General features: G+C 72.5%; 19 protein-coding genes and 1 pseudogene. 13 read left to right on the forward strand and 7 right to left on the reverse strand.

The features are described 5' to 3' along the window. Positions 1-48: 48 nt before the first annotated feature. The 6 genes and pseudogenes from ACGFSH_RS19870 to ACGFSH_RS19895 all read right to left on the reverse strand — a co-directional run bounded on the left by ACGFSH_RS19870 (position 49) and on the right by ACGFSH_RS19895 (position 5729). Positions 49-1386 carry a 6-phospho-beta-glucosidase gene (locus ACGFSH_RS19870; RefSeq protein ID WP_393350260.1) on the reverse strand — a complete coding sequence of 446 codons (1338 nt, stop codon included), beginning with the start codon at positions 1384-1386 and terminating at the stop codon, positions 49-51. After that, positions 1377-1634: pseudogene (locus ACGFSH_RS19875) on the reverse strand (ArsR family transcriptional regulator); the annotation flags it as partial. The pseudogene ACGFSH_RS19875 and the gene ACGFSH_RS19870, both read right to left, overlap by 10 nt. A 186-nt stretch (positions 1635-1820) precedes the next feature. Further along, positions 1821-2276 (reverse strand): MaoC family dehydratase, encoded by a 456-nt coding sequence (locus ACGFSH_RS19880; RefSeq protein ID WP_393350262.1) that lies wholly within the window; start codon positions 2274-2276, stop codon positions 1821-1823. 94 nt (positions 2277-2370) lie between these two features. Then, positions 2371-3876 carry a long-chain fatty acid--CoA ligase gene (locus tag ACGFSH_RS19885; RefSeq protein WP_393350264.1) on the reverse strand — a complete coding sequence of 502 codons (1506 nt, stop codon included), beginning with the start codon at positions 3874-3876 and terminating at the stop codon, positions 2371-2373. A gap of 12 nt (positions 3877-3888) precedes the next feature. After that, positions 3889-4764 (reverse strand): amidohydrolase family protein, encoded by an 876-nt coding sequence (locus ACGFSH_RS19890; protein ID WP_393350867.1) that lies wholly within the window; start codon positions 4762-4764, stop codon positions 3889-3891. 47 nt (positions 4765-4811) lie between these two features. Next, positions 4812-5729, reverse strand: a complete 918-nt coding sequence (locus ACGFSH_RS19895; protein WP_393350266.1) for an SDR family NAD(P)-dependent oxidoreductase — start codon at positions 5727-5729, stop codon at positions 4812-4814. Positions 5730-5959: 230 nt separating this feature from the next. Between ACGFSH_RS19895 and ACGFSH_RS19900 the strand changes: the two genes are divergently transcribed. From ACGFSH_RS19900 to ACGFSH_RS19915, 4 genes are all read left to right on the forward strand, one after another. Next, positions 5960-6385: a MarR family winged helix-turn-helix transcriptional regulator gene (locus tag ACGFSH_RS19900; RefSeq protein WP_393350869.1), complete on the forward strand. Its 426-nt coding sequence runs from the start codon at positions 5960-5962 to the stop codon at positions 6383-6385. Between the two features lie 34 nt (positions 6386-6419). Then, positions 6420-7199, forward strand: a complete 780-nt coding sequence (locus ACGFSH_RS19905; protein ID WP_393350268.1) for an IclR family transcriptional regulator — start codon at positions 6420-6422, stop codon at positions 7197-7199. Positions 7200-7410: 211 nt separating this feature from the next. Next, the gene (locus ACGFSH_RS19910) at positions 7411-7851 is read left to right on the forward strand and encodes a GNAT family N-acetyltransferase (protein ID WP_393350270.1); all 441 of its coding nucleotides are present in this window, start codon (positions 7411-7413) and stop codon (positions 7849-7851) included. A 303-nt stretch (positions 7852-8154) separates the two neighbouring features. Further along, positions 8155-9549, forward strand: a complete 1395-nt coding sequence (locus ACGFSH_RS19915) for a glycoside hydrolase family 16 protein (RefSeq protein WP_393350871.1) — start codon at positions 8155-8157, stop codon at positions 9547-9549. Positions 9550-9656: 107 nt separating this feature from the next. Here ACGFSH_RS19915 and ACGFSH_RS19920 read toward each other — a convergent pair whose 3' ends face one another. Next, entirely contained in the window at positions 9657-10547 is an 891-nt protein-coding gene (locus ACGFSH_RS19920) for a helix-turn-helix domain-containing protein (RefSeq protein ID WP_393350272.1), read from the reverse strand. A 167-nt stretch (positions 10548-10714) separates the two neighbouring features. Here ACGFSH_RS19920 and tkt point away from each other — a divergent pair, with 167 nt between their 5' ends. From tkt to ACGFSH_RS19965, 9 genes are all read left to right on the forward strand, one after another. Then, complete coding sequence (gene tkt / locus ACGFSH_RS19925) at positions 10715-12790, forward strand: transketolase (RefSeq protein ID WP_393350274.1); 2076 nt, start codon at positions 10715-10717, stop codon at positions 12788-12790. A gap of 19 nt (positions 12791-12809) precedes the next feature. Further along, positions 12810-13979, forward strand: coding sequence for a transaldolase (gene tal / locus ACGFSH_RS19930; protein ID WP_393350277.1), 1170 nt, complete (start codon positions 12810-12812; stop codon positions 13977-13979). Continuing rightward, complete coding sequence (gene zwf / locus ACGFSH_RS19935) at positions 13976-15520, forward strand: glucose-6-phosphate dehydrogenase (protein ID WP_393350279.1); 1545 nt, start codon at positions 13976-13978, stop codon at positions 15518-15520. The genes tal and zwf overlap by 4 nt, the downstream gene beginning before the upstream one ends. Next, the gene (gene opcA / locus ACGFSH_RS19940; protein ID WP_393350281.1) at positions 15517-16452 is read left to right on the forward strand and encodes a glucose-6-phosphate dehydrogenase assembly protein OpcA; all 936 of its coding nucleotides are present in this window, start codon (positions 15517-15519) and stop codon (positions 16450-16452) included. The genes zwf and opcA overlap by 4 nt, the downstream gene beginning before the upstream one ends. Beyond that, positions 16445-18094: a glucose-6-phosphate isomerase gene (gene pgi, locus ACGFSH_RS19945; protein WP_393350283.1), complete on the forward strand. Its 1650-nt coding sequence runs from the start codon at positions 16445-16447 to the stop codon at positions 18092-18094. The genes opcA and pgi overlap by 8 nt, the downstream gene beginning before the upstream one ends. A gap of 18 nt (positions 18095-18112) precedes the next feature. Next, positions 18113-18994, forward strand: a complete 882-nt coding sequence (gnd, locus tag ACGFSH_RS19950; protein ID WP_393350873.1) for a phosphogluconate dehydrogenase (NAD(+)-dependent, decarboxylating) — start codon at positions 18113-18115, stop codon at positions 18992-18994. 198 nt (positions 18995-19192) lie between these two features. Further along, on the forward strand, positions 19193-20650 hold the full coding sequence (locus ACGFSH_RS19955; RefSeq protein ID WP_393350285.1) for a membrane-associated oxidoreductase: 1458 nt from the start codon (positions 19193-19195) through the stop codon (positions 20648-20650). 84 nt (positions 20651-20734) lie between these two features. Further along, positions 20735-21340 carry a TetR/AcrR family transcriptional regulator gene (locus tag ACGFSH_RS19960; protein ID WP_393350288.1) on the forward strand — a complete coding sequence of 202 codons (606 nt, stop codon included), beginning with the start codon at positions 20735-20737 and terminating at the stop codon, positions 21338-21340. Next, positions 21337-22812, forward strand: coding sequence for an MFS transporter (locus ACGFSH_RS19965; protein WP_393350290.1), 1476 nt, complete (start codon positions 21337-21339; stop codon positions 22810-22812). Before ACGFSH_RS19960 ends, ACGFSH_RS19965 begins: the two co-directional genes overlap by 4 nt. Positions 22813-22827 lie beyond the last annotated feature (15 nt).

Genomic DNA, 22827 nt, shown 5'->3' on the forward strand with positions numbered 1-22827 from the left:
GTCGGCATGCCTGGCGAACCGGATGGAAAGCGCTTTCCCGCCCGGTGTCTACCTAAGGTACGCCAGCCCCGGATGGACGGCGGTGTAGCCCTCCACCAGCCTGCGGGCCACGGTCACCGAGTCGACCAGGGGATGCAGCGCGAACGCCTTCACGGCCGTCGCGCGCGAGCCGGACGCGGCGGCGGAGAGCACCTCGCGCTCGACGCCCTTGACCGCGCAGACGAGCCCGGTGGCGTGTGCGGGCAGCGGGGCCACGGAGACCGGGTGCGCGCCGTTGGCGTCGGCCAGGCAGGGCGCCTCGATGACGGCGTCGGCGTCGAGCGCCGCGAGGGTGCCCCGGTTGCGCACGTTGAGGATCAGCGTGGTGCGCTCGTCGCGGGCGATGGCCCGCATCAGGGCGAGGGCGACCTTCTCGTAACCGCCGGAGAGGTCGTCGGCTTCGCGTTCGCCCGCGCCGGCGCTCTCGCGGTTCTCGGCCATGTAGGTGGCCTCGCGTTCGGCGCGGGTGCGGTCCCAGGCGGTCAGGGCCGCCGCGCCGGGGCGTTTCATCTCCTCGTAGAAGCGGGCCTGTTGCTCGGCGAGGAAGGCGCCGCGGGTCTTCTCGGCCTCCTGGTAGGCGCGTACGGTCTCGCGGTTGAAGTAGTAGTAGTGCAGGTACTCGTTGGGGACGGCGCCGAGGGACTGCAGCCAGTCCACGCCGAACAGCCTGCCCTCCTCGAAGGAGCCGAGCAGGCCGGGGTCGGCGAGCAGCCGCGGCAGCTCGTCGCGGCCGGCGACCCGCAGGCCGCGCACCCAGCCGAGGTGGTTGAGGCCGACGTAGTCGATCCACGCCTCCTTCGGGTCCGCGCCGAGCACGCGGGCGATGCGCCGGCCGAGCCCGACCGGGGAGTCGCAGATGCCGATCACCCGGTCGCCGAGGTGGCGGGACATGGCCTCGGTGACGAGGCCGGCCGGGTTGGTGAAGTTGATGACCCAGGCGTCGGGGGCCAGCCTGGCCACCCGCCGGGCGATGTCGACGGCGACGGGCACGGTCCGCAGGCCGTAGGCGATGCCGCCCGCGCCGACCGTCTCCTGGCCGAGGACGCCTTCGGCGAGGGCCACCCGCTCGTCGTCCGCCCGGCCTCGGAGGCCGCCGACCCGGATCGCGGAGAACACGAAGTCGGCGCCGCGCAGGGCCTCGTCGAGATCGGTGGTGGCCCTGACCGCGGGGGCGTCGGGGACGGCGGCCGCCTGCTCGGCCAGCACGCGGGCGACGGCGTTCAGCCGGCCGTCGTCCAGGTCGTGCAGGACGACCCGGGTCACCCGGCCCTCGCCGCGGTCCGCCAGGAGCGCTCCGTACACGAGCGGCACCCGGAATCCGCCGCCGCCGAGGATCGTCAGTTGCACGCCCGCACCTTTCCTGCCACGGCCGCCTCGACGCCCGCCTCCGGGAAGGAGGAGCGGGCCGCCGGGTCGCCGGGCGTGTCCGTCACCGCCACGTCAGGGTCTTCGGGACCGCAAACCTTCGCCGTCCCGGCGCCCGGGACCCTCGCCGGGCCGGCGGGCAGCACCACCCTGCCACCGGCCCCGGCCACGGCCCGTTCCACCGGCGCCGCGACGACTGTCGTGTCCCTCACCTGGCCGCCCGGCCGCACGGTGAGGTGACGTCGTCGTTCCGCCGGCACGCCGTGAACACTACTCGTCGGCTTCCACCCACCCCTGTCTCACTTCCAATGAGCCGTCGACCGAGCTTCTCGAGGGGGCCACGGACCCTTCTGCGCCGGCTCCCGGATCTGCTCCGGTCCCCTGTTCGCAGCAGGGCGGCCCGGACCGCCCGGGGCTCACGCGTAGAAGCGCGACAGGCTCTGGAGTACCGCCGCGGGCTTGGCTCCGCCCTCGATCTCGACCGATCCGTCGACGGTGATCTGCACGCCGCCCGGCACGTCCTCGACCTCGGCCAGCCGGGCGACCAGGCGGATGCGGGAGCCCACCGTGACCGGCGCGGGGAAACGGACCCTGTTCAGGCCGTAGTTGACCTTGGTGGTGACGCCCCGGACGTCCAGCAGCTCGGTGAACAAAGGGATGAACAGAGACAGCGTCAGGTAACCGTGGGCGATCGGCGCGCCGAAGGGGCCCTCCGCCGCCCTTCGCGGGTCGACGTGGATCCACTGGTGGTCGCCGGTCGCGTCGGCGAAGGTGTCGATGCGCTGCTGGGTGACCTCGATCCACTCACTGGCGCCCAGCTCGCCGCCGGCCAGCTTCCTCAGCTCGTCGAGTCCGTTGACGGTGATGCTCATATGCCGTTCCTCACAGGGGGAGTTCAGAGGGAGTAAGGGGAGTTCCAGGAGAGCTCGGGAGGCGACGGAAGGGTTCGTGGACGGGCTTGGCCGTTCAGGAGCCGGCGCCGTACCGGGAGCGCACCCGGGACTTCAGCAGCTTTCCGGAGGCGGTGCGCGGGAGGGAGTCCGCCACCACCACCGACTTGGGGATCTTGTACTTGGCGAGGCGTCCGGCCAGCGAGGCCAGGACGGCGTCCGGATCGAGCGAGGCGCCCTCACGGGGCACCACCACCGCGCGCGGCACCTCGCCCCATCTGTCGTCGGCCACGCCGATGACCGCGCACTCGGCGATGTCGGGGTGGGTGAGGAGGAGGTCCTCGATCTCGGCGGGGTAGATGTTCTCGCCCCCGGAGATGATCATGTCCTTGATGCGGTCGACGATGTGCACGTATCCGTCCTCGTCGACCCGGGCCGCGTCGCCGCTGCGGAACCAGCCGTCGACGAACGAGGCGGCCGTCTCCTCGGGCAGTCCCCAGTAGCCGGGCATGACGTGCGGTCCGCGGACGACGACCTCGCCGGTCTCGTCCACGTCGGCCGGGGTGAGGTCGGGCCGCAGCACGCGCACGTCGCTGAAGAAGTGCGGGACGCCGGCCGAGCCCGCCTTGCTGACCGCGTGCTCGGCGTCCAGGAACAGCGTGCCGGGCGACGCCTCGGTCATGCCGTAACCCTGGAGGAAGGTGAGCCCTCGTGCCTGGTAGGCGGCGATCAGCGGGGTCGGCACCGGGGAGCCGCCGCAGGTCAGGATGCGCAGGGAGGACAGGTCGGCGCCGGGCCAGCGCGGGTGCCGGGCCACCTGCTCGAACATCGTCGGCACCCCGAACATGAAGGTGATCCGGTGCCGCTCGATCAGGTCGAGGGTGTCCGCCGGGTCGAAGGCCTCGACCAGGAAGCAGCAGCCGCCCTTGAGGAGCACGGGCAGCGTCAGCATGTTGAGGCCGGCCGTGTGGAACAGCGGCGCGCTCACCAGGGCGCGTTCGTCGGCGACCAGGTCGGTGTCGACGAGCACGTTGACCGCGTTCCAGGTGAGGTTGGCGTGCGTGAGCATGGCGCCCTTGGGGCGGCCGGTCGTTCCCGAGGTGTACATGATGATGCAGGTGTCGTCGGGGGCGACCGGGGTGTCGATCGGCTCGCCGGAGGCCGCACCGAGCGCCTCCTCGTACTCGGCGCCGACCTCGACGTACGTGCGGACGTCGGTGTGTCCGGGGAGGCCGGCGACCAGGCCCGAGTGGGAGGGTGCGTGGACGAGCGCCTTGGCCCCGGAGTCGGCCAGCTGGTAGGCGATCTCGGGGCCGGCGAGACGGGTGTTGAGCGGGACGAACACCGCGCCGAGCGTGCCGGCGGCGAACAAGGTCTCCAGGTGGGCGGGGTGGTTGGGGCCGAGGTAGGCGATGCGGTCGCCGCGCCGTACGCCCCGCTCGCGCAGCACGTGCGCGAGGCGCGTGGTGCGGGCGTGCAGCGTGCGGTAGTCCGTCGGCCTCCCGGCGTGGACCAGGGCGGTGCGGTGCGGGGTCTTGCGGGCCCGGCGTGCGGGCCAGGACCCCAGTCCCTCGTTGCGCATTGTCGACGCCCCTTACGGTGTGGTCAGCCCGAGCAGCCGGGCGGCGTTCTCCTTGAGGATCCTCGGCCTCACGTCGTCCTTGATCGTCAGCTTGTCGAAGTCGGCGAGCCAGCGGTCGGGGGTGAGGACGGGGAAGTCGGAGCCGAACAGCACCTTGTCCTTGAGCAGCGTGTTCGCGTACTGCACGAGCTGCGGCGGGAAGTACTTCGGCGACCAGCCGGACAGGTCGATGTGCACGCCCGGCTTGTGCGTGGCGACGGCGAGGGCCTCGTCCTGCCAGGGGAACGACGGATGCGCCAGGATGATCTTGAGGTGGGGGAAGTCGGCCGCCACGTCGTCCACGTGCAGCGGGTTGGAGTACTTGAGCCTGATCCCGCCGCCGCCCGGGACGCCCGCGCCGATGCCGGTCTGGCCGGTGTGGAACAGGGCGATGGTCCCCGTCTCCTCGATCACCTCGTACAGGCCGTACGCGACCGAGCGGTCGTCGGGGAAGAAGCCCTGGATGCTGGGGTGGAACTTGAAGCCCTTCACCCCGTACTCCTCGACCAGCCGGCGGGCCTGCTTCACGCCGGCCTTCCCGCGGAAGGGGTCGATGGAGGCGAAGGGGATGAGGACGTCGGCGTTGGCGGCCGCCGCCTCGGCGACCTCCTCGTTGGGGACCGGCGCGGCGCCGGTCGCGGACTCGGCGTCCACCGTGAAGATCACGGCGGCCATCCGGCGCTCCCGGTAGTAGCGGGCCGTCTCCTCGATGGTGGGCCTGCGCTCGCCCTCGACCTTGAAGTAGGCGGAGGAGGCGTCGTGCAGCTCGTCGTCCAGCGAGGAGTGGCCCTGCGAGGACACCTCCGCGTGGGTGTGGACGTCGATCGCGACCAGGTCGGCGACGTTCATCGGGGCGCCCCCGGAGGGGGCCGCGGCGGGGGTCGGGCCGGGGTTCATCATGCCTCCGGGAACGTGGGGGCCGGGATGCCGACCGTCTGGAGCTCGGCGCCGGCCGAGGCGGGGAAGACGTCGGCCAGGCTCTCCGGCGTCCAGCCGCCGTCGGCGTAGGCGGCGCGGATCTCCTGCGGATGCGACCAGAGTGCCACCTTGTCGCCGCCGATGCCGATGGCCTGGCCGGTGATGCCGCGGGCGGCGTCGGAGGCCAGGAACGGCACGATGGCAGCGCAGTCCTCGGGGGTGCCGAACCCCTCGCCCTTGCGCAGGAAGTCCGGGAACGGCTCGCCGTTCTTCAGGGCCTCGACGTACGGGGCGAAGGCCGGGATCGTCTCGGTCATGGCGGTGGCGGCCACCGGGACGATCGCGTTGACGGTGATGCCGGCGCGGCCCAGCTCCATCGACCAGGTGCGGGCGAACGCGGCGATGCCCGCCTTGGCGGCCGCGTAGTTCGTCTGGCCGAAGTTGCCGCGCTGGCCGGCGGGCGAGCCGACGAGGATCAGCGTGCCGCCCTCGCCCTGCTCCCTCATCCGCACGGCGGCGGCACGGGCGCAGGTGAACGTGCCCCTGAGGTGGGTGGTGATCACGGCGTCGAAGTCGTCGTCGGTCATCTTCCACAGCACCTTGTCGCGCAGGATGCCCGCGTTGGCGACCAGGACGTCGAGCCGGCCGAACTCCTCCACGGCCCGGTTCACCAGCCGCTCGGCGGCCTCGGCCGTCCCGACCGGCGCCACCTCGGCGACGGCTCTGCCGCCGGCCTCGACGAGGGACCGCACGGCCTGCCCGGCGGCCGCCTCGTCGACGTCGTTGACGACCACGGCGGCGCCACGGGCGGCCAGGGCATGGGCGTAGGCGAGGCCGAGGCCCCGGCCGGCGCCGGTGACGACGGCGGCCTTGCCGGTGAGATCGATGCTGGGCACGACGGTGTCCCTTCCCATGGGGTCACGGCTGCCGGTCGGAGCGCGGCGCCGAGATCGAAGCTAAGAGCAATAATTGTCGTCGTCAATAGTTGTGGTCCACCTCGGGGTGCGCCATGCTGCAATCTGTAGGGAGAAACCGCCCCCGCCGGGGGACCGAGCCCAGGGAGCCCGCCATCGCCCGCCAGGACAACGCCGTGAACGCCGCCCCCATCGACGGGGACGAGCCGTGGATGCGCGAACTGCACGCGGACACCGGCTATCTGCTCTACCGCCTGGGGCTGCGCTCGGGTCAGTTGTTCAACACGTTCCTCCAGGAGTCGGGGCTGCGGCTGCGTCACTACGCGGTGCTGCGGTTCCTGGCCACGTCCGAGGGCGCGCTCCAGCGCGAGCTGAGCGCACGGCTCGGCTACGACCCCAGCGCGATCGTCGGCCTGGTCGACGACCTGGAGCGGCAGGGCTTCGCCGAACGCCGGCCCGCCCCGGACGACCGGCGCAGCAGGATCGTCGCCCTCACCGAACAGGGCCGCGCGTTCCTGCGCGGCACCGACGAGGCGGGCCGGCGCGTGACGAACGAACTGCTCGACCCCCTCGACGCGGCCGGACGCGAGACGCTGCACACGCTGCTGCTGCGGATCGCCGGGGACGGACTGGCCTGACGCGTGAGGAGAACGTGGCCGAGAGGAGAACGTGATGGACCGGGGCGTCCTCGCCGCACAGTCCCGTTCCGCGTCCGAGCGGCTGCTGTCGGTGCTGGCCGCGTTCGACCACACGCATGCCGCGCTGTCCCTGAGCGACATCAGCCGGCGCGCCGGGCTCACCCTCACCACCGCGCACCGGCTGGTCGGCGCGCTGACCGAGTGGGGCGCCCTGGAGCGGGACCCGGCCGGGATGTACCACGTGGGGCTGCGGCTGTGGGAGGTCGCGGCGCTCGCGCCGCGCGGACTGGCGCTGCGCCAGGTGGCGCTGCCCTTCCTGGAGGACCTGTACGAAGCCACGCACGAGAACGTCCAGTTGGCGGTTCGGGACGGGTCCGAGGTCGTCTACACCGAGTGGTTGTCGGGGCGTTCGGCCGTCGGCGTGCACATCCGGGTGGGCGCCCGCTGGCCCCTGCACGTCACCGGTGTCGGGCTGGCGCTGCTGGCGCATGGCGGCTCCGCGCTGCAAGAGGCCTACTGTGCACAGCCGTTGGCCGCGTACACCGCCCACACCATCACCGATCCGGCACGGCTGCGCCGGATGCTGGCCGAGGTGCGGCGCTCCGGGGTGGCGGTGAGCAGCCGTCAGGTCACGGACGACGCCCTGTCGGTGGCCGCCCCGGTGCGCGGACCGGACGGCACGGTGACCGCCGCCGTCTCGGTCGTCGTGCCGTACGCCGACGCCCGGGTGCCGGCACTGGCCCCGGCGGTACGCCTCGCGGCCCGCGGCATCTCACGGGCCCTGGGCTGGCGGCCGCGGAGCAGGGAGGAGTGATCGGGGGGACGGGGGCCCCGGCGGCCGGGAGCCCGTTGGCGAGGGGCAGGCGAGAGAGTCCGGACCGGGGGCCGGACCAGGGAGCCCGGAACCGGGGCCGGACAAGGGAGCCCGGGACCGGGGGCCGGACAAGGGAGCCGGGGCCGGGGATCACGGGTCGGCCGGGCAACTCACTGGCGGCCGGGGGCACTCCGGGCGAGAATGCGCAACCATGATCGAGACCGGCCCCCTGGGCCCGCAGGACCGCGCCGCGTGGGAAGTGCTGGCCCGCGGCTACAAGAGGTTCTACCGCACGGACGTTTCCGACGAGGGCTACGAGCGGATGTGGCGGCGTCTGCGCGAGGGCGGTGAGCTGCACGCCGTCGGCGCGCGGGCGGACGGAGAACTGGTGGGCATCGGGCACTACCTGTTCCACGTCACCGGCTGGGCGGCGGACAGCTGTTACCTCCAGGACCTCTACGTCGACGAGGCCGCGCGCGGCCGGGGGGCCGCGCGGGCGCTGATCGAACGGGTCGCCGAGGCGGCGCGCGAGCGGGGGGCCGCCCGGCTGTACTGGACCACCCGGGAGGACAACGTCACCGCACGCGCCCTGTACGACAAGGTGGCGTCCTTCAACGGGTTCGTCCGCTACGACTATCCCCTCGGGCGGTAAGGGGGCGGGCGGGGGCCGCCCCGGCCGGGCGCGGGCCCCGCCCCACCGCCGTACGCGCCACACGCAGGGCGCCCGTCCGGCGAGGGGCCCCGGCGATGGGCCGACGTCCGGCCCCTTCACCACCTTTGGGTGGTTCAAGCCATGAACTTCCGTGCCCCGGAAGCACTTTCCTTGCTTTAAGTCTTGACGGTCTCCGTGACGGGGAGCACATTGGGCCCACTTTGAGAGCGCTCTCAGGCTGTCGTGGAGCGCCCTCGAACGCACCCGCGCACCCCACCCCGTACCCGAGAGGCCCCCATGAGTGTGAGTGCAACCCCCGGCATCCCCCGAAGGCGACGCGCCCTGATCGCCGTCCTCAGCACGCTCGGCCTGGCGGCCGCCGCGGCGGCGGCCGTCACGCTGCCCGCCAACGCCTCCGCGCCCACCCCGCCGACCGGGTGGTCGCAGGTCTTCCTCGACGACTTCACCGGCTCGGCCGGCACCGGCGTCAACACCTCGAACTGGCAGTACAGCACCGGGACCTCGTATCCGGGCGGGCCGGCCAACTGGGGCACCGGCGAGGTCGAGACGATGACGAACAGCACCGCCAACGTCTCCCTCGACGGCAACGGCAACCTGCGCATCACCCCGCTGCGCGACTCGGCCGGACGGTGGACCTCGGGCCGTATCGAGACCAGGCGCACCGACTTCCAGCCCCCGTCCGGCGGCAAGCTGCGGATCGAGGCGCGGATCCAGATGCCGAACGTGACCGGCACCCCCGCCGAGGGCTACTGGCCCGCGTTCTGGGCCCTCGGCGCGCCCTACCGGGGCAACTACCAGAACTGGCCGGGGGTGGGCGAGCTGGACATCATGGAGAACGTCCAGGGCCTGAACAAGGTGTGGGCCACGATGCACTGCGGCACCAGCCCGGGCGGCCCGTGCAACGAGACCAGCGGCATCGGCAACAACGTCGCGTGCCCGAACTCCACCTGCCAGTCCGGCTTCCACACCTACGCGACGGAGTGGGACCGCTCGGTGTCCCCGGAGGCGATCCGCTTCTACGTCGACGGCGTCAACTACCACACCGTCACCGCGAACCAGGTCGACGCGACGACGTGGAACAACGCGACGAACCACGGCTACTTCGTCATCCTGAACGTCGCGATGGGCGGCGGCTTCCCGGACGCCTTCGGGGGCGGCCTGGACGGCGACACCCAGCCCGGCCATCCCATGGTGGTCGACTACGTGCAGGTCCTCCAGGCCGCGGGCAGTGGGAGCGGTACCACGTCGCCTCCGCCCACCGGCGACCGCGACGCCTACGGCACGATCCAGGCGGAGTCCTACGACAGTCAGTCGGGGACGATCACCGAGACGACGACCGACACCGGCGGCGGCCAGAACATCGGTGCCCTGGCCAATGGCGACTGGGCGCTCTACAAGGGCGTGAACTTCGGTTCCTCGGCGGCCACCCAGTTCCGCGCGCGGGTCGCCGGCGGGGCGGCCGGCGGGGTCAGCGGACTGGTCGAGGTGCGCCTCGACAGCCGCGGCGCCGCGCCGATCGGCAGCTTCGCCGTGGGCAACACGGGCGGCTGGCAGTCCTGGCGGACGATCCCCGCGAACATCGGCGCGGTCACCGGCACCCATGACGTGTATCTGACGTTCACCAGCGGTCAGCCGGCGGACTTCGTCAACGTCAACTGGTTCTCCTTCGGCCACTGACCAACCGCTTCCCCCTCCCCTTCTCTCCATCCCCTCGGCGTCCGCTCCCCCCTCCCCCGGTCCCCCGGCGATGGGCGCCGCTCACACGGGACGCACCCCGGCCGGTCTCAGCGCAGTTCCGCGCGGAAGGCCACCGGGGTGTGTCCCGTGTGCAGTTGGAAGAACTTGGAGAAGTTCGCCGCATCCGCGAAGCCCACCGCCGCGCCCACCCGGCCGATCGGCAGGTCCGTGTGGGCCAGCAGCCGCTTCGCCTCCAGGACCACCCGCTTGTCGATGAACCCCTTCGGCGTCTCGCCGGTGGCCGCGCGGACCGCGCGGACCAGGGTGCGGCGGGAGTAGCCGAGCGCGTCGGCGTAGGCGCTGACGCTGTGGTTGGCGGCGAAGTCCCGCTCCACGGCGTCCCGGAAGAGCGTGAAGGTGGTGTCGGCCTGTCGGCGTGCCGCCTCCTCGCCGCTGGCCGCGAGGTGCGCCAGCCGCAGCAGGAAGGCGCTCAACGCGTGCCGCAGCACCGCCGTGTGCTGAGCCGGGGGCAGGGACCGGTCGTCGTACTCCCCGCGCAGATAGGCCAGGGCCGCGCGCAGGCCCGCCAGCTGCGCCGCGTCGGGGCGCAGGCGCGGCGGCAGGTCGTAGCGGTACAGGCCGGCGGCCTCGACGGTGGCGCGGGGCAGGAATCCGGGCTGCATGGTCAGGACGGTTCCGCGGTACTCGCTCGACGGGGAGAAGCGGTGGACCTGGCCCGGGCGGATCCACAGCAGGTCCCCGGCCGCCGCCTCGTGCTCGGCGAAATCGATCATGTGGCGGACCGGACCGTCGTCGAAGAGCATCACGACGTGGAAGTCGATGCGGTGGACCCGGTCCAGCGGGGCATCCGTGTGCCAGGTGCGTCCGGCGTCCATCGGTCCGATCCGCATGCCGACGCCGCCGACGCTGTGCTCGACGGGGAAAGGAAAGGTCCTGATGGCCTCACCGGCGCCGTCTTGGGTACGTGTGTCCACCATGTCCTTCTCGTGTCGCCCACCTGCCGCCCGGCACCGCTCACATGGTGCGCGCCGGTGTCCCACATTCACCACAGGCTGACACAGGAAGACCTACCACCGTAAAAGTCAGACTTTTAAGTTTGAACACGCCAGACCAGCTGACCGCTCCGATCGAGGATTTCTTGAAGATGAGCACGCAGACCCCGAACAGCTTCGAGTGGACCGACATCGACCGGCGTGCCGTCGACACGGCGCGTCTCCTGGCTGCGGACGCCGTGCAGCAGGTGGGCAACGGCCACCCCGGGACCGCGATGAGCCTGGCCCCCGTCGCCTACACGATCTTTCAGAAGGTGATGCGGCACGACCCCGCCGACCCGGAGTGGACCGGACGCGACCGCTTCGTCCTGTCCCCCGGCCACACCTCGCTGACGCTCTACACGCAGCTGTACCTGTCGGGCTACGAGCTGGAGCTGGACGACCTCAAGCGCTTCCGCACCCACGGCTCGAAGACGCCCGGCCACCCCGAGTTCGGGCACACGGCGGGCGTGGAGACGACCACCGGCCCGCTCGGCCAGGGCGTCGCCAACGCCGTGGGCATGGCGATGGCGGCCCGTTTCGAGCGCGGCCTGTTCGACCCCGAGACCCCGGCGGGCGAGTCGCCGTTCGACCACACCGTTTGGGGGATCGTCTCGGACGGCGACCTCCAGGAGGGCGTCTCGGCCGAGGCCTCTTCGCTGGCGGGCCATCAGAAGCTCGGCAACCTGGTCCTCGTCTACGACGACAACCACATCTCCATCGAGGGCGACACCGCGACCGCGTTCTCCGAGGACGTGCTGGGGCGGTACGCCGCCTACGGCTGGCACACCCAGCGCGTCGAGCCCGCCGAGAACGGCGACGTCGACGTCCCGGCCCTGTACGCGGCCCTGACGGCGGCCCGGGCCGAGACCGGGCGGCCGTCGATCATCTCGCTGCGCACGGTCATCGCCTGGCCCGCCCCTCACGCGCAGGGCACCGGCGCCGCGCACGGCGCCGCCCTCGGCGAGGACGAGGTCGCCGCCACCAAGCGCGTCCTCGGCTTCGACCCGGAGCGCACCTTCGAGGTGTCCGACGACGTCCTCGCCCACACCCGTGCGGCCCTCGACCGGGGCGCCGAGGCGCACGCCGCCTGGGACAAGCAGCTCGACGCGTGGCGCGGCGCGGACCCCGAGCGCGCCGAGCTGTTCGACCGGGTGGTGGCCGGTCAGCTCCCCGAGGGCTGGCAGGAGAAGCTCCCCGTGTTCGAGCCGGGCAAGTCCGTCGCCACCCGTGCCGCGTCGGGCAAGGTGCTCCAGGCGCTCGGCGACGTCCTGCCGGAGCTGTGGGGCGGTTCGGCCGACCTCGCCGGCTCCAACAACACGACGATCGACAAGACGTCGTCGTTCCTGCCCGAGGGCAACCCGCTGCCCGAGGCGAGCCCGTACGGCCGCACCGTGCACTTCGGGATCCGCGAGTTCTCGATGGCCGCGGAGATGAACGGCATCGCCCTGCACGGCAACACCCGTGTCTACGGCGGCACGTTCCTGGTGTTCTCCGACTACATGCGCAACGCGGTGCGCATGTCGGCGCTGATGCAGCTGCCGGTGACGTACGTGTGGACGCACGACTCCATCGGCCTCGGCGAGGACGGCCCCACCCACCAGCCCGTCGAGCACCTCGCCTCGCTGCGCGCCATCCCCGGCCTGAACGTGGTCCGCCCGGCCGATGCCAACGAGACCGCGATCGTCTGGCGAGAGATCCTCGAGCGGCACGCGACCCGGCCGGCCCCGCACGGACTGGCCCTCACCCGGCAGGGGGTGCCGACGTACGCGCCCGACCCGGATGCGGCGAAGGGCGGTTACGTCCTGCGGGACGCTTCCTCCGGGACGCCCGACGTCCTGATCGTCGCCACCGGTTCCGAGGTGCAGCTCGCCGTGGCGGCGCGGGAGGCGCTGGAGGCCGAGGGGATCGGCACGCGGGTCGTGTCGATGCCGTCCGTGGAGTGGTTCGAGGAGCAGCCGCTCGAGTACCGCGAGCGCGTGCTGCCGCCCTCGGTGAAGGCGCGGGTGGCGGTCGAGGCGGGCATCGGCCTGACCTGGCACCGCTTCGTGGGCGACGCGGGACGCATCGTCTCCCTGGAGCACTTCGGGGCATCCGCCGACGCCGGGACCCTGTTCGCCGCCTACGGCTTCACCGCCGAGCACGTCGCCGCCGCGGCCAGGGAATCGCTGGCCGCCGCGCGCGGTTGATCCGACCGCAGGAAAGAAGATGATCGAAGTGACCGAAGCGACCGCGACCGCGGGAGCCCTCAAGCGCCTGTCCGACGAAGGCGTCTCCGTCTGGCTGGACGACCTGTCGCGCGAGCGGATCCGCTCGGGCGGTCTCGCCCGCCTCGTCGAGACGCGGGGCGTCGTCGGCGTGACCACCAATCCGTCCATCTTCCAGGCGGCCATCGGCTCCGGCGCGGGCTACGAGGAGCAGCTCGCCGACCTGGCGGTGCGGGGCGTCACGGTCGACGAGGCCGTGCGGATGCTGACGACCGCCGACGTGCGGGCCGCGGCCGACGTCCTGCGTCCGGTGTTCGCGGCCACGGACGGCCTCGACGGCCGGGTCTCCATCGAGGTGGACCCCCGGCTGGCCCACGACACGGCGGCCACCGTCGCCGAGGCCAGGCAGCTCGCCTGGCTGGTCGACCGCCCCAACGTCATGATCAAGATCCCGGCGACGAAGGCGGGACTGCCCGCGATCACCGAGGTCGTCGGCCTCGGCATCAGCGTCAACGTCACGCTGATCTTCTCGCTGGAGCGCTACCGGGACGTCATGGACGCCTATCTGGCGGGCCTGGAGAAGGCACGGGCCGCGGGCCTGGACCTGACGCTGATCCGGTCCGTGGCGTCCTTCTTCGTCTCCCGTGTCGACGCCGAGACCGACAGGCGGCTGACCGCCATGGGCACCGACGAGGCCCTCGCGCTGAAGGGCCGGGCGGCGCTCGCCAACGCCCGGCTGGCCTACCAGGCGTACGAGGAGGTGTTCGGCCCGGCCGACGCCCCGGACCGCGCCGGCGCCCGCTTCGCGGCGCTGGCCGGGGCGGGGGCGAACCCGCAGCGTCCGCTGTGGGCGTCCACCGGGGTGAAGGATCCTGCCTACAAGGACACGCTGTACGTGGACGGGCTGGTCGCGCCGGGCACGGTCAACACCATGCCCGAGGCCACGCTGGACGCCGCCGCCGACCACGGCGACATCACCGGCGACACGGTCACCGGGGGGTACGCCGCGGCCCGCGCCGACCTGGCCGCGGTGGAGGCGCTCGGCGTCTCCTACGACGAGGTCGTCACCCGGTTGGAGGACGAGGGTGTCGCCAAGTTCACGGCGGCGTGGCAGGACCTTCTGGACGCGGTCACGAAGTCGCTGACGAGCAAGGGAGTTGACGCCACATGAGCACCAGCAGTCTCGGCGCGGCCTGGGAGAACCCCCTGCGGGACCCCCGCGACCGGCGCCTGCCCCGCATCGCGGGCCCCTCCGGCCTGGTGATCTTCGGGGTGACCGGCGACCTCTCCCGCAAGAAGCTGATGCCGGCCGTCTACGACCTCGCCAACCGCGGTCTGCTCCCGCCGGGCTTCTCGCTCGTCGGGTTCGCCCGCCGCGACTGGGAGGACCAGGACTTCGCGCAGGTCGTCCACGACGCGGTGCGCGAGCACTCCCGGACCCCGTTCCGCGAGGAGGTGTGGCAGCAGCTCGCCGAGGGCATGCGGTTCGTCCCCGGCGACTTCGACGACGACACCGCGTTCAAGCAGCTCAAGAACGCCGTCGAGGAGCTGGACTCCTCCCGCGGCACGGGCGGCAACTTCGCCTTCTACCTGTCCGTGCCGCCGAAGTTCTTCCCCAAGGTGGTCGAGCAGCTCAAGAAGCACGGGCTGGCCAAGGCCCGCAAGGGTTCCTGGCGGCGGGCGGTCATCGAGAAGCCGTTCGGGCACGACCTGGCCAGCGCCCAGGAGCTGAACTCCGTCGTGCACGACGTGTTCGAACCCGATCAGGTCTTCCGCATCGACCACTACCTGGGCAAGGAGACCGTCCAGAACATCCTGGCGCTGCGCTTCGCCAACACGATGTTCGAGCCGATCTGGAACCGGTCCTTCGTGGACCACGTGCAGATCACCATGGCCGAGGACATCGGCATCGGCGGCCGGGCCGGCTACTACGACGGCATCGGCTCGGCCCGCGACGTCATCCAGAACCACCTGCTCCAGCTGATGGCGCTCACCGCGATGGAGGAGCCCGCCTCCTTCGACGCGGCCTCGCTGCTCACCGAGAAGCTCAAGGTGCTCAGGGCGGTGAAGCTGCCGGAGGACCTGGGCCGGCACACCGTCCGGGCGCAGTACGCGGGCGCCTGGCAGGGCGGCGCGAAGGTGAGCGGCTACCTGGAGGAGGACGGCATCGACCCGGCCTCCACGACCGACACCTACGCGGCCGTCAAGCTGGGCGTGGACAACCGCCGCTGGGCGGGCGTCCCGTTCTACCTGCGCACCGGCAAGCGGCTCGGCCGCCGGGTCACCGAGATCGCGGTCGTCTTCCAGCGGGCCCCGCACTCCCCGTTCGACTCCACCGCCACCGAGGAGCTCGGCGCGAACGCGATCGTCATCCGCGTCCAGCCCGACGAGGGCATCACGGTCCGCTTCGGCTCCAAGGTCCCCGGCACCTCCATGGAGATCCGCGACGTCACGATGGACTTCGCCTACGGCGAGTCCTTCACCGAGTCCAGCCCGGAGGCGTACGAGCGGCTCATCCTGGACGTGCTGCTCGGCGACGCCAACCTGTTCCCGCGCCATCAGGAAGTGGAAGAGTCCTGGAGGATCCTCGACCCGATCGAGGAGTACTGGGCCCGGCACGGCCGGCCCGCGCAGTACGCCTCGGGCAGCTGGGGCCCCGAGGAAGCCGACGAGATGCTCGCACGAGACGGACGGAGCTGGCGCAGGCCATGAAGATCGACCTGACCGACACCACTGCAAGCAAGATCAACAAGGCGCTGGTGAAGGGCCGCCGCGCGATCGGCACACCGGCCGTGGGCATGGTCCTGACGATGGTCATCGTCACGGACGAGGAGAACGCCTACGACGCGATCAAGGCCGCCGAGGAGGCTTCGCACGAGCATCCCTCGCGCACCCTGGTCGTCATCAAGCGGCACGCCCGCAGCCCGCGCGACCGCACCAATTCCCACCTCGACGCCGAGGTGCGGGTGGGCGCGGACGCGGGCACCGGCGAGACGGTCGTCCTGCGCACGTACGGCGAGGTGTCCGATCACGCCGACTCGGTCGTCCTGCCGCTGCTGCTGCCGGACGCGCCCGTCGTCGTGTGGTGGCCGGTGGACGCGCCGGACAACCCGGCCAAGGACCCGCTGGGCGCGCTGGCCCAGCGCAGGATCACCGACCTGTACGCCGTCGAGAACCCGCTGGCGACCCTGGAGGCCAGGGTGCGCTCCTACGCGCCCGGCGACACCGACCTCGCCTGGACCCGGCTGACGCCGTGGCGCTCGATGCTCGCGGCGGCGCTGGACCAGGCCCGGGTGCCGATCGTCTCGGGCGCCGTGGAGGCCGAGGCCGACAACCCGGCCGCCGAACTGCTGGCCCGCTGGCTGGAGGCCCGGCTGAAGGTGACGATCGACCGGGTCGTCACCGACGGGCCGGTCGTCACCGCCGTGCGCCTGGGCACCGCGGACGGCGAGATCGTCATCGACCGCCCGGAGGGCCCGCTGGCCACGCTCTCCCTGCCGGGCCAGCCCTCGCGCACCCTCGCGCTGAAGGTCCGCACCACCTCCGAACTCATCGCCGAGGAGCTCAGGCGCCTCGACGCGGACGAGATGTACGCCGTCGCCCTGCGCGGCGAGGCCACCAAGGAGACCGTCTCTCATGTCTGACACCCCCAAGCTCACCCGCCGGCCCGAGTGGACGGCACTGGAAGAGCACCGCGGCACGCCGCCCATGCAACGCCCGCGGCTGCGCGAGCTGTTCGACGAGGACCCCTCGCGCGCCGAGCGGTACGTCGTGCGGGTCGGCGATCTGCGCATCGACTACTCCAAGCACCTGATCACCGACGAGACCCTCGCCCTGCTGCGCGAACTCGCCGCCGCCACGGACGTGTCCGGACTGCGGGACGCCATGTTCCGCGGCGAGAAGATCAACGTCACCGAGGACCGGGCCGTGCTGCACACCGCGCTGCGCGCCCCGCGCGACGCGGTGATCGAGGTCGACGGCGAGAACGTGGTGCCCGAGGTGCACGCGGTGCTGGACCGGATGAGCGACTTCGCGGACCGGGTCCGCTCCGGCGAGTGGACCGGGCACACCGGCAGGCGCATCCGCAACGTCGTCAACATCGGCATCGGCGGCTCCGACCTCGGCCCGGCGATGGCCTACGAGGCGCTGCGCACCTTCGCGACGCGCGAGCTGACGCTGCGCTTCGTGTCGAACGTGGACGGCGCCGACCTGCACGAGGCCCTGCGCGACCTGGACCCGGCGGAGACGCTCTTCATCGTCGCGTCCAAGACGTTCACCACGATCGAGACCATCACCAACGCGACCTCCGCGCGCTCCTGGCTGCTCGCGGGGCTCGGCGGCGACGCCAAGGCGGTCGCGCGGCACTTCGTGGCGCTGTCCACGAACGCCGGCAAGGTGGAGGAGTTCGGCATCGACCCGGACAACATGTTCGGGTTCTGGGACTGGGTCGGCGGCCGCTACTCGTTCGACTCGGCCATCGGCCTCTCCCTGATGATCGCCATCGGTCCGGACCGCTTCCGGGAACTGCTCGACGGGTTCCACGTCGTCGACGAGCACTTCCGCACCGCCCCGCCCGAGGACAACGCCCCGCTCGTCCTGGGCCTGCTGGGCATCTGGTACAGCAACTTCTTCGGTGCCGAGACGCACGCGGTGCTCCCGTACAGCCACTACCTGTCGAAGTTCACCGCCTACCTCCAGCAGCTGGACATGGAGTCCAACGGCAAGTCGGTGGACCGCGACGGCGACCGGGTCCAGTGGTCGACCGGCCCGGTGGTCTGGGGCACGCCCGGCACCAACGGGCAGCACGCCTACTACCAGTTGATCCACCAGGGCACCCGGCTGATCCCGGCCGACCTGATCGGGTTCGCGCGTCCGGCGGCCGAGCTGAGCGAGGAACTCGCCGCCCAGCACGACCTGTTGATGGCCAACCTGTTCGCGCAGGGGCAGGCGCTCGCCTTCGGCAAGACCGCCGACGAGGTGCGCGCGGAGGGCGTGCCCGAGGAGCAGGTGCCGCACCGCACGTTCCTGGGCAACCACCCCACCACCACGATCCTGGCCCCCGAGCTGACCCCGTCGGTCCTCGGTCAGCTCATCGCCCTCTACGAGCACAAGGTGTTCGTCCAGGGCGCGGTGTGGAACATCGACTCCTTCGACCAGTGGGGCGTGGAGCTGGGCAAGGTCCTCGCCAAGCGCGTCGAGCCCGCGCTCGCCGAGGGCGCCGAGGTGCCCGGCCTCGATCCCTCCACCTCCGCCCTCGTCGCCGCCTACCGCGAACTCAGGAAGTAGTGAACTGACATGACATCGATGCAGCTGGGTCTGATCGGTCTGGGCAAGATGGGCGGCAACATGCGCGAGCGCATCCGCCGCGCCGGCCACACCGTCGTCGGCTACGACCGCAACCCCGACCTCTCCGACGTCAAGGATCTCGCCGAACTGGTCGGGCGGCTCGAAGCGCCGCGCACCGTCTGGGTGATGGTCCCGGCCGGCGCCGCCACCCAGTCGACCGTCGACGAGCTCGGCGAGCTGCTGGAGCCGGGCGACGTCGTCGTCGACGGCGGCAACTCCCGCTGGACGGACGACGAGAAGCACGCCGCGGAACTCGGCGCCAAGGGCATCGGCTTCGTCGACGCGGGCGTCTCCGGCGGCGTGTGGGGCCTCAAGAACGGCTACGCGCTGATGGTCGGCGGCGAGAAGGAGCACGTCGACCGCCTCCAGCCGATCTTCGACGCGCTCAAGCCCGAGGGCCCGCACGGCTACGTCCACGCGGGCAAGGTCGGCGCCGGGCACTTCTCGAAGATGGTCCACAACGGCATCGAGTACGCCATGATGCAGGCGTACGCCGAGGGCTGGGAACTGCTGGAGAAGGTCGACTCCGTGGAGAACGTCCGCGAGGTCTTCCGCTCCTGGCAGGAGGGCACGGTCATCCGTTCCTGGCTGCTCGACCTCGCGGTCAACGCCCTCGACGAGGACACCCACCTGGACAAGCTGCGCGGCTACGCCGAGGACTCCGGCGAAGGCCGGTGGACCGTCGAGGCGGCCATCGACAACGCCGTGCCGCTGCCCGCGATCACGGCCTCGCTCTTCGCCCGGTTCGCCTCCCGGCAGGACGACTCGCCGCAGATGAAGATGATCGCGGCGCTGCGCAACCAGTTCGGCGGCCACGCCGTGGAGTCGGCGCAGAAGTAGCGGCGGTTCCAGAAGGTCGCCGTGGGCCTCCGCCGGACCCTCCCCCGCCGCCTCACGCGCACGGGAGGCCCCGGCGAACGGCCTCTGATCGGCGAACCGGCCGTACAGGCCCGGCCCGGGTGACCCGTGATCGTCGAACGGGACATACGGGCCGGGCCTGTTGACACCGTTCGGACGGGCCCGCCAGAGTCGCGGCTGATGGAGATCGACGATCTGACACCGGCCGAACAGCGCGTCTGGCGGGCCTTCGCCACGGGAGCGACCACCGACTTCCGCGAGGGCGCCGCCGGCGCGCCCGACCCCGACCGCGGTCCCGAACCGGCCCTGCGGGCGGCCGTGCTGCGCACGCTGCTCCTCAACGGGCCCCGCGAACCCGGCGAGGTGGCGGCGCTCAAGGTCATGGGAGCGCGGATAACCGGCGAGTTGGATCTGCGGTACGCGGTCGTCGACAGCGTCGTACGCCTCAACCACTGCCGCTTCGACGCCGTGCCACGCCTGGCCGGCGCCCGGCTGAACTACCTGAATCTGCGGGACTGCGTCCTGCCCGGCCTCGCGGCCGCGCGCAGCCGGATCGACGGCAGTCTGCGGCTGACGCGCTGCCGGATCAGCGGGCCCGTGCTTCTCGGCGGGGCGCACATCGCCGGAGCGCTCTTCGTCGACCGGGCCGAGATCACCACCGGGGACCCCGCACAGCCGGTGCTCGCGCTCCACCAGCTCTCCCTCGACGACGACCTGTGCGCGCGGGGACTGCGCACACGCGGACCGATACGGCTCGACGGAGCCGCCGTGGCCGGCTCCGTCGACCTGGAGGACGCCGAGCTGAGCAATCCCGGCGGCTTCGTCCTCCAGGCCGAGGCCCTCGACGTCGGCGCCAATCTGACGGCCCGGCGCATGCGCGCCGAAGGCCGCGTCGACCTGCGCGGCTCACGCGTCCCCGGCCGGGTGGACCTGCTGCACACCTCCCTGTCCGACCCGGGCGGCACCGCCCTGCGGGCGAGCAGCTGCGTCATGGGCGAGCTCTGGCTGCGCGAGGGGCCGCCGATCCGGGGACGGCTCAACCTGCGACGCGCCGAGATCGGCCGGCTCCACCTCGCGCCCGAGAAGCTGCCCGACCAGGTGGGGCTGCGGGAACTCACGTACACCTTCCTCACCCCGCACGAGCCCGCCGAGCGGCGGCTGCCGATGCTGGAGCGCGACGGCGACGCCTTCGACCCGCACGCCTACGAACAGCTCACCGCCGCCTACCGCACCGCCGGCGACGACCGGGCCGCCCGGCGGGTCCAGCTCGCCAAGCAGCGCCGCCACCGCGGGACGCTCCCCTGGTACGGGCGGCTGTGGGGCCGCCTCCAGGACGCGGCCGTGGGCTACGGGTTCCGCCCGCTGCGCGCGGCAGGCTGGCTGCTGTCCCTGCTGGCCGTCGGCTCGATCGCCTACGCCGGGCACCACCCGCCGCCCCTCAAGGCGGACGAGGCGCCCCCGTTCAGCCCGGTCTTCTACACCCTCGACCTGCTGCTCCCGGTGATCTCCTTCGGGCAGGAGAGCGCGTTCGCGCCGACCGGCTGGTACCAGGCCCTCTCGTACGTCCTCATCGTCACCGGCTGGGTCCTGGCCTCCACGGTCGTCGCCGGCGTCACCAGGACCGTCAGCCGCCAGTAGGCACGCCCGAAAACCGCGGGTCAGGCGACCCCCTGCGCACGAACCCCCGTAGACACTGTCTACTCCTTCTGGTAGACAGTGTCTATGACAACTCCAGGGCCCGAACCCGCACCTCAGGACGCCGGGCTGCGCTCGCGGCTGGTCGACGTCGGCGTGGACCTCGTGTCGAGGGAGGGCGCCGGGGCGCTGACCCTGCGCGAGATCGCACGGCGGGCGGGCGTCTCGCACGGAGCGCCCCGCCGCCACTTCCCCACCCACCTGGAACTGCTGTCGGCCATCGCACACCGGGGCTTCACCGACCTGGCCGCGCGCGTGAACGCGATCCGCGGCGACGGGAGCACGGACGATCCCCGCGGGCGCCTCACCCGGCTCGGCGACGCATACCTGCGCTTCGCCCTGGAGAACACCGGGATGTACGAGCTGATGTTCCGTCACGATCTGCTGGAGAGCGGGCACCTGAGGCTGCGCGACACGAGCCTGCCGCTGTTCGGGGTGCTGGTGGAACTGGTCGGCCGCGTCCGACCGGACGCCGACGCCCGCGCCGTCGCGGCCGCGCTGTGGGCGAACCTGCACGGAATCGCCCAGCTCTGGCGCTGGGGCAGCCTCCAACTCGCCACCGGGGCAATGGACTTCGCGCCACTGCTGCGCACGGCGCTGGACGCGCACCTGGGGCCGGAGGCCGGCCGGTGAACCGTTCCCTGACGCTGGCGAGCAGTGTGGCGGGCGCGGTGATCGTCGCTCTGGACGGCACCGTGCTCACCGTCGCCCGGCCCGCCCTGCAACACGACCTGCACGCGTCGCTGGCCGAGGCCCAGTGGACGGGCACCGGTTACCTCGTCGCGGTGGCCGGTCTGCTCGTGTTCGCCGGCCGGCTCGGCGACCGGCACGGACACCGACGCGTCTTCGCCGTCGGCATGCTCGGCTTCGGGGCCGTGTCGGCGGCGCTCGCGGTGGCGCCGAGCGTGGGCTGGGTGATCGGACTGCGCGTCGTGCAGGGCGTGTTCGGGGCGCTGTTGCAGCCGGCCACCCTGGGCATGCTGCGGGCCTCGTTCCCGCCGGACCGGCTGCGCACGCCGATCGCCGTGCGCACGGCCGCCATCGGCGTGGCGGCGGCCGTCGGGCCCGTCGTCGGCGGGGCCCTGACCACCGGGTTCGGCTGGCGGGCGGTGTTCCTGGTGAACGTCGTGCCCGCGCTGCTGTTCGGGGCGCTCGCCCTCGCCTCCCGGGAGGAGACCCGGCCGTCCGCGGACGCGCCGCTGGACCTGCCCGGCGCCCTGCTCCTCGCGGTGACGCTGGCCTGCCTGGTGCACACGCTGGTCACCCTGCCCGGCGTCACCTGGTCGGCGCCGGTCGCGCTCCTCGCCGCCGTCGCCTTCGTACGGCACGAACGGAGCGCCCCGGCGCCCCTGCTGCCCCCGGCGGCGGCGCTCGGACGGGCGGGAGCGGGCGACGGGGGCCCGCGCCCGGTCGGCGCCGCGCTCGCTCTGCTCGTCCTCGCGTCGGCGGCCCTGAACGGCGCGGTGTTCGCCTGCGTGTACCTCCTCCAGGACGGCCTGGGCCTCACCCCGCTGCACAGCGCCCTGCTCAGCCTTCCGCTGGCCGTGGCCCTGGTGGCCGCCGCCCCCGCCGCCGCGGTCCTGCTGCGCCGGGCCGGCGCGCGCGCCACGCTCACGGGGGCGACAGCCGTGCTCGCCGCGGGACTCGTCGTCCTCGCCGCCGCTTCGGCCCCGGCCGTCTTCTGCGCCGGATTCGCGCTGGTGGGAGCCGGGTTCGGCGCGACGATGGTGGCGGCGACGCATGTGGTCGTCAAGGAGGCGCCCGCCGAGTCGGCCGGAGTGGCGGGAGGGTTGCAGCAGACGGCGATGAACGTCGGGCCGGCGCTCGGCGTCGCGGCGGCGACCGTGCTCATGGACCTCGGCGCACCGCGTTCGCCCCTGTGGGCGCTGGCGTGCGCGGCCGCGGCCGCTCCGGCGCTCTGCGGGGCGCTCCCGGCACGCGCGCGCCCCGGCGCCACCGCCCGCCCCGCCGCCCGCTCCGCCGACTGCCCCGCTGGTCACCCGGCCGAGGGAAGCGACGCAACGCACAGCGATCACGGGGCGCAAGGGGGTCCGCACGCGCGTTCCCTGCGCGACGATGAGGTCGGAGGCCGTCCCGGCGGGTAGGCCCGGACCGCGCCT

Origin of the sequence: Streptomyces sp. NPDC048481 (genome assembly GCF_043200075.1) — a bacterium.
Taxonomy (GTDB): Bacteria; Actinomycetota; Actinomycetes; order Streptomycetales; family Streptomycetaceae; genus Streptomyces.